Origin of the sequence: Hyunsoonleella rubra (assembly GCF_042684665.1) — a bacterium.
Taxonomy (GTDB): domain Bacteria; phylum Bacteroidota; class Bacteroidia; order Flavobacteriales; family Flavobacteriaceae; genus Jejuia; species Jejuia rubra.
In genome coordinates, this window is record NZ_JBHULY010000003.1 from 1 (window position 1) to 15,459 (window position 15,459).

The 15,459-nt window shown below is 37.0% G+C and carries 8 protein-coding genes; 6 read left to right on the forward strand and 2 right to left on the reverse strand.

The features are described from left to right. Positions 1–82: 82 nt before the first annotated feature. Positions 83–1,825 carry a T9SS type A sorting domain-containing protein gene (locus ACFSR8_RS00585; RefSeq protein WP_380287978.1) on the forward strand — a complete coding sequence of 581 codons (1,743 nt, stop codon included), beginning with the start codon at positions 83–85 and terminating at the stop codon, positions 1,823–1,825. 12 nt (positions 1,826–1,837) lie between these two features. On the opposite strand, the gene ACFSR8_RS00590 is transcribed toward ACFSR8_RS00585, so the two are convergent. Further along, the gene (locus ACFSR8_RS00590; protein WP_380287980.1) at positions 1,838–2,077 is read right to left on the reverse strand and encodes a hypothetical protein; all 240 of its coding nucleotides are present in this window, start codon (positions 2,075–2,077) and stop codon (positions 1,838–1,840) included. Positions 2,078–2,115: 38 nt separating this feature from the next. After that, a complete protein-coding gene (locus ACFSR8_RS00595) occupies positions 2,116–2,535 on the reverse strand; it encodes an RraA family protein (protein WP_380287982.1) in 420 nt (139 codons plus the stop codon). Positions 2,536–2,795: 260 nt separating this feature from the next. On the opposite strand from ACFSR8_RS00595, the gene ACFSR8_RS00600 reads away from it, so the two are divergent. The 5 genes from ACFSR8_RS00600 (at position 2,796) to ACFSR8_RS00620 (ending at position 15,235) form a co-directional block, all read left to right on the forward strand. Further along, positions 2,796–6,845 carry a hybrid sensor histidine kinase/response regulator transcription factor gene (locus tag ACFSR8_RS00600; RefSeq protein WP_380287984.1) on the forward strand — a complete coding sequence of 1,350 codons (4,050 nt, stop codon included), beginning with the start codon at positions 2,796–2,798 and terminating at the stop codon, positions 6,843–6,845. A 220-nt stretch (positions 6,846–7,065) separates the two neighbouring features. Next, positions 7,066–10,095, forward strand: coding sequence for a SusC/RagA family TonB-linked outer membrane protein (locus ACFSR8_RS00605; protein WP_380287986.1), 3,030 nt, complete (start codon positions 7,066–7,068; stop codon positions 10,093–10,095). 47 nt (positions 10,096–10,142) lie between these two features. Continuing rightward, complete coding sequence (locus ACFSR8_RS00610; RefSeq protein ID WP_380287988.1) at positions 10,143–11,621, forward strand: RagB/SusD family nutrient uptake outer membrane protein; 1,479 nt, start codon at positions 10,143–10,145, stop codon at positions 11,619–11,621. Positions 11,622–11,637: 16 nt separating this feature from the next. Further along, on the forward strand, positions 11,638–12,819 hold the full coding sequence (locus tag ACFSR8_RS00615; RefSeq protein WP_380287991.1) for a glycoside hydrolase family 88 protein: 1,182 nt from the start codon (positions 11,638–11,640) through the stop codon (positions 12,817–12,819). Positions 12,820–12,823: 4 nt separating this feature from the next. Continuing rightward, on the forward strand, positions 12,824–15,235 hold the full coding sequence (locus tag ACFSR8_RS00620; protein ID WP_380287993.1) for a glycoside hydrolase family 2 protein: 2,412 nt from the start codon (positions 12,824–12,826) through the stop codon (positions 15,233–15,235). Positions 15,236–15,459: the final 224 nt, after the last annotated feature.

Genomic DNA, 15,459 nt, shown 5'->3' on the forward strand with positions numbered 1-15,459 from the left:
ATGACGAACGTTATGGCTTCCTAATATTTTTTAGATATTACTTGGTTTTTAACACAGTACCTATGATATTAACAATATTTCCATGGATTATCAATCAGAAGATGCCGCTGCTTTGGGGAATTATGTTGCACAAACTATTATTAATTATGGATTTACCGATAACTCTAGAGAAATAACAGGGTACGATAATGCTTTTTATCAGCCAGTAAATCCAGCATTGGATTTAAACGGACCTGGCGCCCTAACAGGTATCATAGCTTCTAGTAAATGGCAACCATTAACCTTTAATACTTTTATTGATCAGAGTGGTAATTTAATAGAAGGATCTACACCAGAATTTTTGAGTCCAGAGTGGGGAGCAGTACATCCTTTTTCCTTATCAGATTCAGATAAGGAAACTTTTAGCAAAAATGGAAATGATTATACCGTTTACCACAATCCAGAGGCACCACCACACTTAAGTGGAGCTAGTGCATCCTCTAGAGAACAATACAAATGGAACTTTGAATTGGTATCTATATGGAGTTCTCATTTGGACCCTACCGATGGGGTGATATGGGATATATCACCAAAGTCCATTGGAAATATAGATATTAACCTATTTCCTAATTCATACGCCATTTACCCTGATTTTTATAATGAGCTAGAAGGAGGTGATATCAGTTTAGGGCATGCTATAAATCCAGTAACAGGGCAAGCTTATGAAACCCAAATGGTACCAAGAGCAGATTATGCAAGAGTATTGGCAGAGTTCTGGGCAGATGGTCCAGATTCAGAAACACCACCAGGGCATTGGTTTACTATACTCAATTATGTAACAGATCATGAACTCTTTGAACGAAAGTTTAACGGGCAAGGAGATGAATTAAGTCCCTTAGAATGGGATGTAAAAGCCTATTTTATCTTAGCAGGAGCCTTACATGATTCCGCGATAGCCGCATGGGGTATAAAAGGATGGCATGATTATATACGTCCTATTTCGGCGATACGATATATGTGCGAGTTAGGTCAAAGCACAGACAATAACTTGCCAAACTATAACCCTGAAGGCATAGAATTGAAAGAGGGTTATATAGAAGTTGTTCAGGCTGGAGAACCATTAAGTGGAATAAACGATGAGCATGTTGGCAAAATAAAACTAAAGGCATGGAGAGGTCATAATTTTATAGACAATGCCACAACCGATGTAGCTGGTGCAGGTTGGATCTTGGCAGAAAACTGGTGGCCTTACCAACGCCCGAGCTTTGTAACACCGCCTTTTGCAGGTTTTGTATCGGGGCACTCAACTTTTTCTAGAGCAGCCGCTGAGGTAATGACTTTAATTACTGGAGATGCGTTTTTTCCTGGAGGTATGGGGGAATTTGTAGCCAAAAAAGATGAGTTTTTGGTATTCGAAAGAGGCCCTTCAGTAGATGTAACCTTGCAATGGGCAACGTATAGAGATGCTTCAGATCAAACGAGTTTGTCGAGAATTTGGGGAGGTATTCACCCACCAGCTGATGACATTCCGGGAAGGCTCATAGGTAAACAAATTGGTATTGATGCTTACAATTTTGCCTTACCTTATTTTGAAAAAAGTAATACTTCTGATGACGAATTAGAGATTGTACTATACCCGAACCCTATTGAAGATAATCTCTATTTAAAAAATTTAAAGGGTACTAGTACGATACAGTTATACTCCATTAATGGACAACTTATATTTAATGACACAATTTCGGCAACATCAGGTAGCTTTGATTTAAAAGCATTAGCGCAAGGTGTTTATATTTTAAAAGTAACCAGCGGTTCTGAAAATGTAAATAAAATTCTGATTAAGCGATAGATAGGTTTAAGTTTATTTATTTTTCCAATTTTCAAAATCAATTAAAGTTTGCTGGTCTGTTGTTGGGTAAAGACCGACAATAGGCACCTGTTCTAAAACAAAATCTTCAAAAAGAGTCATTTCCTCATATTCATTAGTTACTTCTTCAGCTACACTTGAAGGAATAATCATGACACCATCACTATCTCCAACAACATTATCATCAGGAAAAGCAGCCAAATCACCACTGCCAATAGTAACATTAATATCCATAGCTTGATGTAAAATTAAGTTGGTTGGAGCGGAAGGTTTTAATGATATGAAGTAAAATCTAATGCCATAATTTCACCTAAATCTCTAAAACCACCATCGGTTACTATTCCAGAAACACCGCGTTTCATAAGCCTAGTTATTAATATAGATCCAGTTGAGGCTGTTCGAGCATTTTTTCTGCTATCAATAATTAAAACGGCTCCTTTGGGACATGTTTCGACAGCAACTCTTTCTGGATGATTTGCATCTCGAAATACACTAATCGGATTTAAATCTTCTCTTGCAGGAATATGTCTTAAAGTGAAAGCTTCTCCAACCATATTTTGATTAGTTCTACCAAGAGGCTTTACGTTTTGAAGAAATTGATTTTCTAACACTTTCTTGAATAGGCAAGTAGCAATGGTAGCAGTACTTATATTTTGAAGTTTTTGGCCAACAGAATTTGTGAATTTCTTCATTTGTGATATTTTATATAATATGGATTGTCAAGAATGCCAAAAACCATGTAATGGTAGTGGTTTCTAAAAGAATGGCAAGCAATGCTATTACTGTAAGTTATGTAAAATTAGTTAATAAAAGAGTTATACGTTTTCAGGATATTTAATCCTGTCGCGTAATCACATTGAAACCGTTAAGACAGGCTCAAAATAAAGGCACTTACTTTTTTTATTTGATTCAATACTTCTATATTTATCCAGCTATACATTTTTGGTTTTTGATGCTTAGGTTTCTGTTTTTAATTGTGTATTTGGGTTTTGGATTTTGGTGTGCGGGTCAACCAGGGAAGTATGCCTTTAGTCACTTAACTACTGCAGACGGTCTGTCTCAAAGCTCCGTAATTGCCATACACCAAGATCGCCTAGGCCAAATTTGGATTGGTACAAGAGATGGTCTAAATAAGTACGACGGAACAGAATTTACGATCTACCGTAACGAGGAAGGTAACCCAAAATCTATTAGCAACAATGATGTTTTGGCGATCCATGAAGATGGGCAGGGAAATTTGTGGATTGGCACTTATAACGGGTTGAATAAGTATAACCCCAAAACAGATTCATTTACACAGTACTTTCACCAAGAAAGTCCGGACGCACTAGCCAATAATACTATTTGGAAAATAACCGAGCTATCCGATGGAAATATTTATTTGGGGACTTCTGGTGGACTTTCGGTTTACAATCCAGTGAGCAAAAAGTTTAAGAATTATTTGACTGAAGGCCTTACTCCTGCAGTACGGCGCGTTATGTCGATTTTAGAGATGTCCTCGGGAAAAATACTACTAGGTACAGGGGCTGGCGTTTTTGAAGCTAAACTAAGCCCGGATTTCAGTGTTAAACAAATTGAGGGCAGTGATGTTTATAGTATCCAAGATTTAATTGAGCTCAAGGATGGTACAGTTTTATTGGCTACCCAAGAACACGCCTTGATAAAGTTTAATCCAAACAGTTACAGGTTTGTTCCTTTCATAGAAAAAGAAACTAAGAAAAGTCAAATTCAAAATATCAGACAACTTTTGCTGGACGATAGCGGTTTACTTTGGGTTGGCTCATATCAGGGGTTGATACTTGTTGAGCCCAATGAAAGTGTTAGGCTATTAAAGGCCGACATAGATGATGTCCGTAGTTTAAGTAAAAACTCCATAAAAGCGCTTTTCAAAGACCAAAAAGGTTCTATTTGGATCGGTACATATTATGGGGGTATCAATATCTGGGATCCTTCCAATAGTAATTTCCAAAATATTACACAAAATCAATTTGGAAAGGGACTTAGCTATTCTGTTGTGAGTTCCATTGAATCAGATGGTAAAAATGTTTTTTTGGGTACAGAAGGTGGTGGATTGAATGTGTGGAATACAGAAAAAAATTCTTTTTCCTATTTGACAGTGGACAATTCGGTATTATCGGACAACAATATAAAAACGCTTAATAGCCTTAATAATGATGAGCTTTGGATAGGTACCTTCAAAAACGGATTACAAGTTTATAATACAAGGGAGAAACAATTTAAAGAGTCTGCTTTACCTTCAGATTTAAAGCAGGTACTCAATAATGTTGGGGTTTATGACGTAAAACAAGATTCACAGCAAAACATTTGGATAGGAACATTTGGCAAAGGCGTTTTTAAGTTGAGCAAGAAAACCGGAAAATATCAACATTTTAAACACTCAGATTCCAAAACGAATACCTTATCAAATGACTTAATTCGATCAATTTGTATTGACAAAGACAATAATACTTGGATTGGCACGCAAAAAGGGCTTAATAAAATTAGTACCTTAGGGACTATAACACACTATTTGTATGATGAAAAGTTGCAATATGGTGAAGATGTTGTGGCTTTATTGCAAGATTCATCAAATACTATATGGGTAGGAACAAAGTCCAAAGGTTTGCTTAAGGTAGAAGGAGATAGTATTAAGCCTGTTTCTCTTAGAATAAATGATGTAAGGGTGTCAGCGGTAAGAAGTATTTTGGCAGGCGGATCCAGCCTGTTGTGGATGGGTACCAATCAAGGAATTGTTTCCTATGATAGTAATACTAAAGCCGTAAAACTGTATAACCAAAGTGATGGGGTTATCGGTAATGAATTTAATGACAATGCCAGTTTAAGGCTTGACAAATCAACATTCTTTTTTGGTGGGCCCAATGGGGCAACGGTCATAAGTACGGATAGACTCCATGAAAATGGGTATTCACCCCAAGTAATTTTAACCAATTTTGAAATTAGGGATGCTGATAAAGCGAAAGTGAATAGTAAGATTTTAGAATACACTCTGCCTTTTACCGATGATGTGCAATTGGACTATGATCAAGGAAATTTCAGCATATCATTTTCAATTCCCAATTTCATTAATTCTAGCAATAATACTTATAAATATCGGCTAGAGGGCTTAGAGCAGGAGTGGAATATTACCCAAACTAATACGGCAAATTACACCATCCAGAAACCCGGGGAGTATGTTTTTGAGGTTCAGGGCGCTAACAATGATGGGGTATGGAATAAGGATATCACCCAACTTAATATTCGAGTAGCACCGGCTCCTTGGCGTACCTGGTGGGCTTTTGTAATTTATGGTATTTTGATTTTAATAGCCTTATACTTTTTGTATAACATCCAGAAAACCAAAGCAAAACTAAAACACGATCTGCACTTGGAGCATGTTGAGGCAGAAAGGACAAAAGAGATTAATAAAAGCAAGCTGGAATTCTTTACCAATATTTCCCACGAGTTTAGAACGCCGTTATCGCTCATCCTTGGGCCATTAAAGCAAATAATAGAAAACTACCAAGGAAACAGTAAAATGTACAAAAAGCTCCTTGTTGTTGAAAACAATGCTGGCCACTTATTAAAATTGATTAACAGGCTAATGGATTTCAGAAAGTACGAAAACAATTTGTACAAATTAAATGCGGCCGAGGGCAACATTGTCAAATTCCTGCGTGAAATATTCCTTTCCTTCGGCGAATATGCCAAAAATGGCCATTACAATTTCGAATTTGTTTGTGCCGAGAAGGAAATTTTGGTGTATTACGACCGCCATAAGTTGGAGCGCGTGTTTTACAATTTGATATCCAACGCTTTTCGTTATACTCCAAAGGGAGGCACTATTGTAGTACGGATAGAAGCGTTGGAAGATGCAATTAGGATTAACATCGAAGATTCTGGGGTAGGTGTGGCAAAGGAGTTTCAGGATAAAATATTTGAGCGATTTTTTGAGGCATCAAACCAAAATAAACAGGACAATGATTACACGAAGGGGACAGGAATAGGACTTGCCATTGCAAAAAGTATTATCCAATTGCACAAAGGCATAATTAAAGTTGAGGATAACCCAAATGGGCAAGGTTCGATATTTTCGGTAATACTGCCATTGGGAAGTGCGCACCTAGAGGCATCGGAGATCATTGAAGATTTTAAGTTTAGTGAAGACATATCCCAATATGTTTCTCAATTAGAGGTCTTAAACGCAACCACTAGAGATGAAATAAATGTAAAAGACTCTAATAAAAAAGAAACCATATTGGTTGTTGAAGATAACACAGAGCTTAGACGATTTATCAGGGATGTACTAAAAGAAACGTATAACGTCATAGAGGCCGAAAACGGAAAGAAAGCGTTTAATCGAGCGAAAAAAGAGGCTGTAGACCTAATAGTAAGTGATGTCATAATGCCTGAAATGACAGGAACAGAATTATGTTCAAAGATTAAAGGAGATTTAAAAACAAGTCATATACCGATTATACTTCTGACGTCGAGAACATCCTTAGTTTATAAGTTGGATGGACTAGAGAGAGGAGCCGATGATTATATAAGCAAACCTTTCGATATTTCCGAATTTAAGTTGCGTGTGCATAATTTGTTGAAGGCCAGGGCAAAATTAAGAGAGAAATTTACAACCAATGATGTTTTAAAGCCCAACGATGTTATAATTTCATCTCACGACGAAAACTTATTTAAGAAAGCCTTACACATAGTAAACGAAAATATAGGTAATGAGGACTTTGATGTTGGCCTGTTTTGTTCAGAATTAGGAGTTAGTAGAACCATGTTGTTTATAAAAATTAAAGCATGGTCAAATTTTACCCCGAACGAGTTTATTCTACATTTTAGAATGAAACGTGCCGCCCAGTTGATGGAACAGGGAAAACTCAATATTTCTCAAATAAGTTATCAAGTTGGATACAAGGATCCCAAATATTTTAGCAAGTCTTTTCAAAAGAAGTTCGGTATTTCACCGTCTAAGTACTCCGATAAGTTTAATAAATAGAAGCCTTTTGTTTTTGTAATGGTTTGAAAATAAGATGTTTGTACTTTTTTACCCCCTTTTTTGTACTTCTGTCAGCTCTTATTGTTCTAGTTTTAGGAAATGAAAAATAGCAAACCTTCAACCAAATTTTTAGAGTATATGCTTATTGTCCTGATTGTTGTAATAGGTTTGATCATTATTTATCTATACTAAACTATGTATTATTAAATCTAATTAACTAATGAAAAAAACAAAGCAATTAAAAAAGACACTTTTTCTGTTGTTGAGCTTCTGTTTCGTACTAAGTGCTAGTGCGCAAGAAAGAACAATAGCAGGAACAGTAACGTCCAAAACGGATGGACTAACATTACCAGGAGTAAATGTTATTGTTAAGGGTACCACTAATGGTGCATCAACTGATTTTGATGGTAATTATTCCATAAGTGTAACCGAAGAAAATACAATTTTAGTTTTCAGTTATGTTGGATACAAATCCTTGGAAGTTTCGGTAGGAAGTTCTAATCAAATTAATGTTCAATTAGAAGAGGATTTAGCGGCATTAGATGAGGTCGTAGTAGTAGGTTATGGTACCAGAAAGAAGAGTGATTTAACGGGTTCTGTTTCTTCAGTTAAGTCAGAAGAAATGACAGCATTCCCAGTTTTAGATGCGCAACAGGCATTACAAGGAAGAGCTGCTGGTGTTGCTGTTCAATCCAATAATGGAGGAGAGCCAGGTGCGCCTATTAGCGTGGTTATTAGGGGTAATACTTCAGTTAATGGTAGTAGTGCTGCACTTGTTGTAGTTGATGGTTTTGTGGGGGCTACATATCCTCAACCTGGAGATATTGCTTCTGTTGAGGTTTTAAAAGATGCATCGGCAACGGCTATCTACGGATCTAGAGGAGCTAACGGTGTAATATTGGTTACTACCAAGAAAGGTAAAAAAGGCAAAATGACAGTAGAATTAAACAGTAATTATGCAATTCAAACAACATCAAATAGGCTGGACTTATTGAATGCTAGTCAGTTTGCTGATTATAACAGGCTCATTAATCCAGCTTATACACAAGGGGCTGAGAATACAGACTGGCAAGATCTGATTTTTACCACGGGGCATACAACAAACCATCAATTGTCGTTCTCAGGCGGGTCGGATAAAATGAATTACTATATATCGGGTAACTATTTCGATCAAGATGGTGTAGTCATTAATTCCGGATTCGAGCGTTTTTCGTTTTTAACTAATATTGATGCACAAATTAATGATAAGTTAAAGATTGGTTTTAATGCTTTTGGTAGCAGAAGTAATAAGGACGGTGTTTCCAGCCAGGCAGATAGTGGAGGGCGTGGAAGTGGTGATGTAATTTCTATTGCCTATCGTTTTGTGCCGGATATAGGAATTTTAGATGAAAATGGTAATAACACTTTTAATCCAGTAGGTGACAATATTGACAACCCTTTTGCTGTGGCTACTGAGCGTGTTGATGAGACCACTGAAGATAGATATCGAGCTAATTTTTATGGTGAGTATAAAATTTTAGATAATTTAGTGTTTAAATCTACCTTCGGATTTAATTCTAGAAATGAAACCAGGGGACAATTTACACCTTCTACACTTATTACATCTGCAGGAGATGTTGGAGGTGTAGCAAGTATTGATAACTTAAAAAGTAATACGCTACTAACAGAAAACTATCTAACTTATACAGCGGCAATAGGTAAAGGTAATATTACTGCTTTAGTTGGGTTCTCTTATCAAAAAGATGAAGAGCTAACTAATTCTACAGGAGCTCAAGGTTTTATAACCAACAGTACTGCATACCTTAATTTAGGAACTGCTTCCGTGCCTTTATTGCCTGAGTCATTTTTTAGGGACAGGGAATTGCAATCCATGTATGGACGTATTAATTATAGCTATGATGATAGGTATTTAATTACCTTAACGGCTCGTCGTGATGGATCATCTGTTTTCGCTAAAAATAACAAGTATGCTTTTTTTCCATCCGGTGCGATAGGGTGGAAAATTTCAAATGAAGCTTTTTTAAAGGACAATGCTACCATCTCTAATTTAAAATTAAGAGCCAGTTATGGTTCATCAGGAAATCCATCAATTACGGAATTCCAATCATTTTCTACGTTTACTCCAATCTATACTGCTGTGGGGGATCAAACTGTAAATGCAGTAGTGCCCGGGCGTCCTGCAAATCCAGACTTAAAATGGGAAACATCAAATCAAGCAAATATTGGAATAGATTTAGGTTTGTGGAAAAATAGAGTATCATTAAGTCTGGATTATTATAATATTGAAACTAATGATTTGGTTTTGAGAAATAGTTCTACAGCAGAATATACTGGTTTTTTAGAGCCAGCCTTCTTCGCAAATATAGGAGAATTGAGCAATACGGGGTTTGAAGTTGTACTTTCAACTAGAAATATTAGTACAGATAATTTTTCTTGGTCCACTGATTTTAACTGGTCTAGGAATCGTAATGAGATTGTGAAACTGGCAGTAAGTGGGGAAGATTTATTTCTAGATTCAGCTGCACCAGGACACTTTTTGCAAGATGAAACACATATTCTTAGAGAAGGTGAGCCTATAGGTCAATTCTTCGGTTATGAATATAGAGGTGTTTATCAAGGAGGAGAGTTGCCTGAGGGTACAGCTACATTTAGTGGAGCAGTAGCTGGTGACGAATTATTTACAGATGTTGAAGTTGATGGTGTAAGTGATGGCGTTATTAATAGTGCTGACAGAAAAATTATTGGAGATCCGAATCAAGATTGGACCTTTGGCTTGAACAACACGTTTAGATACAAAGATTTTGATTTGGGGATATTCTTTCAAGGGGCAATAGGAGGTGATATTTATAGTTTTACATTATCTGAACTTGCATCTGGAGGCTCGAACGCAACTACAGAAGCCCTTAATGCTTGGACACCAAGTAATACAAATACCAATGTTCCACGAGTGTCAGCTAGGGAAAGAAGAATCAATTCTAGATTTGTTTATGATGGTGGTTATGTGCGTTTAAAGAACATAGTTCTAGGGTATAGTTTGCCTGATCAGGTAGCAGATAAGTTAGGAATGGATAATGTTAGGTTGTCATTAAGTGGTCAAAATTTATTAACCATAACCGATTACCCAGGTACAGATCCAGAGGTAAGTTATCAAGCCTCAGGAAATAGAAACAGTAATGTAAATCGAGGATTTGATTATGGTAACTACCCCAATATAGAATCAATTACTTTTAGCGTAAATCTTAAGTTTTAAAAAAAAGAACAATGAAAAAAATCAAATATTTAATAATACTGTTGGTCTTGCCTATTATAGGTTGTACAGACTTAGAAGAAGAACTCAAATCTGAATTATCTCCCAACGGTTTCATAAAATCTATAGACGATGTTCAAACTACTATCAATGGTAGTTACGGTAATATGGCAACAGAGGCGTTTTGGGGAAGAAAGTTTTCTTTACCATTACTGCTAAGAAGTGATATGGTTGGTATTGGAGATCAAGGTACTGCAGGAAGACGGAAAGATCATGATAATTTTGCCGTTGCAGATGATAACGGAATGATTACTGCATTTTGGCCAAGAACATATCAAATTATAGCAGGAGCAAACGAGGCTATTGTTGGAGAAAGTAATTTGAATTTATCAGATGAACTTTCAAAGCCAGTTGTCGCACAAGCATATTTTGTGCGAGCTTATACTTATTTTCATTTAGTAAGATTGTTTGGAGATATACCTTATATAGATACTCCAGTTGCAGTTATAACTGACGCAAATCAAATATCTAAAACTCCTGAGACTACGGTTTACGATAATATTATTGCAGATTTGGAGTTTGCTAAACAATGGTTGCCAGATAGCCAGCCTTCTTCAGGGTTGCCATCTAAAGCAACAGCTGCGGCATATCTGGCTTTAGTTTATTTAACTATTGAGGATTTTCAAAATGCCTATGATGAAGCGAAATTTGTAATTGATAATGAAGGTAGATTTGATTTAGAGCTTGCAACTGATTTTCAAGATTTATTTGATCCAACTAAGCAGGGAGGTTTAAAAGAAGCGCTATTTACCATTGATCATAATGGCTTTAGAGATGGTAACTACGGACAAGATTATATGCCTGCACTTACAGGTATAAGAAGAAATGAATTTGGTAATATAGGTGGCGGATGGTCAGTTGCTGTGCCAAGTATAGAAGTATATAACAGATGGGATGGTAGAGATTACAGAAAAGCCGTAAGTTTAGATACTACTGGAGTTTTTAATGGAGCAGTTGATGAATTTATGAATTTCCCAACATACGATGCTAGAAACATTCAAAGTGCCTATATCGCTAAATACGCTAGATTTACCGGGCAAACTTCAAATGGTAATGGTAGAGGCTCAGAACATAATTACGCACAATTACGCTACGCTGAAGTATTGTTGATTGCTGCTGAGGCATTGAATGAAGTGACTCCAGGTACTACGGAAGCAGATGGTTATGTAAATAGAGTTAGGGCTCGAGCACGAAATGGAAACGGTTCTAGCTTCCCAGCAGATGTTACTCCTGGAATGTCTCAGGTAGATTTTAGAAATATGGTATTAGAGGAGCGCAGATGGGAATTAGCTTTTGAGTTTAAACGTTGGTACGATATTAAGAGACGTGATTTAGGAGCCACAGCATTTGGTGTTGGTGGTTTTGAGGAAAGACCAAATTTTACAGCATCAAGAGATTACTTGTACCCACTTCCTAACGATGAAATACAACGTAACCCGAACTTAGAACCTCAGAATCCTGGATACTAAATCAGAGTTTTGTTTGATGTTTAGAGTTAGTTTTTTATTAATTATCCTTGGATTTACATGTGTGTCATGTAAATCTGAGGATAAAAAAAATAAGGATACTTCAAGACTAACCATAGATGAGCTGCTCGAAGTTAGATATTCTAAGTTTCTTGATTATGGTCTAGATTCATTAGCCTTTGCAAGAAGTTATTCCCATAAGGAAAAAGCAATCAATAAACGACCTTCAAAAGATTGGACTAGCGGTTTTTTTGCTGGCAACTTTTGGCAAATCTATAAACTTACGGGCAACGAAGCCTTTAAAGAGCGAGCTAAGGCATGGACGGCCTTTGTGGAGCGTGAAAAGTTTAATGCGGGAACGCATGACATGGGCTTTAAGATATTTTGCTCATTTGGGGAAGGCTTAGGTGTTGAGCATAATCCAGTCTATAAAGATATTATTGTACAAAGTGCAAAAACATTGAGTACCCGATATAATCCGCAAATTAAAAGTATTCGCTCATGGGATTTCAATAAAGATAAATGGCAATTCCCAGTGATTATTGATAATATGATGAATTTAGAATTGCTTTTTGAAGCCACCAAAATCACAGGTGATAGTACTTACCATAATATTGCTGTAAATCATGCCAATACTACGATGAAAAATCATTTCAGATCAGATCATAGTACGTGGCATGTACTGGATTATGATACCATTTCGGGGCAAGTTAGAAGCCGTGTTACCCATCAAGGTTTTGGTGATGAAACGGCTTGGGCCAGAGGGCAAGGTTGGGCTATCAATGGTTTTACAATGGTCTATCGGTACACAAAGGATAAAAAATATTTGGATCGTGCCGAAAAAACGGCCAATTATTTTATTCATCATAAAAATATGCCAAAGGATGGCATTCCCTATTGGGATTTTGACCATCCGGATATTCCGAATACCTCGCGCGACGTGTCGGCAGCGGCCATTGTGGCTTCGGCATTAGTAGAGATGTATCAGTACACTAAAAACGAGGACTATATTGGATATAGTAAAAAAGTGGTGAATAGTTTAAAATCCAGAAACTACATGCTTCCAAAAGATTTGGATGTTCCATTTATTTTGGACCACAGCTTCGGTGATTGGTCCCAACGTCATGAAATGGACGAGCCAATTGTTTACGGCGACTATTACTTCTTGCAAACTATGTTAAGGTTAAAAACTTTAAATTAGAACAATGAAAGAAAATATTTCCCATTTAGCTCTTATAGTCTTGTGTGTTTTATTAATGGGCTGTAATTCGTCAACAGATGGGTTAGCAAAATCACGTTCCATAATAAATATCAATAATGATTGGCTTTATTTAGAAAACAATTCCAATACCATAATTGATGTTTTGCATGAAAATAATTGGCAAGAAATTAATTTGCCACATACTTGGAACGCACTTGATGCAACCGACATTGTCCCGGGATATAGAAGAAGCGCAAGCTGGTATAAAAAAAACCTTGCCATAGAGAAGATTGATTCAGGCTATAACTATCAATTATATTTTGAGGGGGCTAACGTAGAAAGCGAAGTTTTTGTTAACGGTAATAAAGTTGGGGGGCATATTGGGGGCTATATTGGTTTTTCTGTTGATATTACGGATGTAATAAAAAGTGGAAGCAATGAAGTTTTGGTTAGAGTTGATAATAGTTATAATCCAGAGGTGATTCCTTCTCAAAAAAGCGATTTTTTCATTTTTGGAGGTATTACAAGGGATGTTTGGCTAGAAACACTTCCAAAGCAACATCTTTCGAATTTAAAAATTTCAACCCCTGAAGTTTCTGAGACTAATGCCGAATTATTGGCTGAAGTATCGGTGAATAATTCAGGTTTAGATTCTAAAGTGAAAGCTTCCATATTTGATAATGAAGGCAATGAAGTTTCATCTTCGTTTTTTGATATTGTAGAGGGTAGGTCAAATATTATGTTTAAAAATATTCAAAATCCCAAACTTTGGCATACATCTTCCCCAAATTTATATACCCTTAAAGTCAAATTGTTTGATGGCAATGACACAAAGGATGAATTGTCCGAAAAAGTCGGTTTTAGATGGTTTGAATTTAAAGACCATGGAGCTTTTTACCTAAATGGTGAACGTTTGCTACTGAGAGGTACCCACAGGCATGAGGAGCATGCGGGTGTTGGTGCAGCTATGAGTAATGCGCAGCATAGAGCCGATATGCAACTTATAAAAAGCATGGGGGCTAACTTTGTTCGTTTGGCTCATTATCCGCAAGACCCTGAGGTTTATAAGGCCTGTGACGAGTTAGGTTTATTGGTATGGGACGAATTACCATGGTGCCGTGGCGGTGTTGGCAATGATACGTGGAAAACCAACACTAAAACTATGCTAAAAGAAATCATTGAGCAGAATTACAATCACCCCAGTATTATATTATGGTCTTTGGGCAACGAGATTTATTGGTTGCCCGATTTTGAAGACGGAGACAATCCTGAAAATATTAATGCCTTTTTGAAGGAATTGAACGATTATGCCCATGAATTAGATCCTTCGAGAAAAACAGCGATTAGAAAGTACTATGAAGGTGCGGATATCGTGGATGTGTTTTCTCCCTCTATATGGTCTGGCTGGTATTCGGGTAGCTATAAAAGTTATCAAAAGGCCATTGATCAATATAAAAAGCAATATCCACATTTTTTACATGCCGAATACGGCGGATCCAGTCATGTAGGCAGGCATTCCGAAAATCCAATAACAGGCGAAGGTAAAATACAGTCCGATGGCTGGGAAGAGGCTATAGTCCAAACTGATGTAGCCAATATTGCCCAAATTGGGGATTGGAGCGAAAATTATATTGTGGACCTGTTCGACTGGCATTTGAGGATTTCGGAGAACGATTCAACATTTGTCGGGAACATCCAATGGGCATTTAAGGATTTTGGAACACCTTTAAGACCCGAAAATGCCATTCCTTATATGAATCAAAAGGGTCTAGTCGATCGAGCGGGGAAACCAAAGGATGCCTTTTATGTTTTTAAGAGCTATTGGAGTGATGAACCCTTTGCTTATATAGAATCCCATACTTGGAAAGAAAGACAGGGGCCAAAGGGAAAGGCAAGAAATATCAGTGTTTATAGTAATTGCGACGAAGTTGAACTTTTACAAAACGGTAAAAGTTTGGGGACGAGGAAAAGGAATACGCTTGAATTTCCGGCATCGGGGCTGAATTGGGACGTTAGCTTTGTTAATGGTTCAAACGGCTTTAAAGCAATAGGTAAGACTAGGGCAGGGGATACTGTTAGTGACACAATTAATATAAACTATAGGTATGTAAAAAACAGCAAAGCACGATCCTTAAAGCTAGATTATAAAGTCATGGATAACGGAAATTATCTCATTACCGCCATAGCAATAGACGGGCAGGGTCTAAGATGTTTGGATTATGAGGAAAAAGTATATTTTCAGTGCCTAAACGGCGGAGAGGCAAAAGTCAGTCAAGGCACCCCTACGGGGAGCGAAGTTATTGAAATGGCCAATGGGCAGGCGTCTATCGAAATCCTGAGACATTCAGAAGATAAACAGTTGCAGGTTATGGTGCTTAATCAAAGCTTTAAAGGGACTTATCTGAATATTGAATAAAAAAATCAACTTGAGGCCCGAAGGCTGAATCGCTTGTTTATTCCCTTTCAGCTTATGGTATTTCGCCTTGAGTCCGTTTTATTTCATTTGCACTGGCTATTTCGAAACGTTTTGGAAGCACTCAAGTTATTTAAAAGAAATTATTTGTATGCTACTAATAGGCTAATGGTTAAATAGACCTATCGACAATCCGGTTAAATCAAACTGAAAGAGTTGTTTTTAGA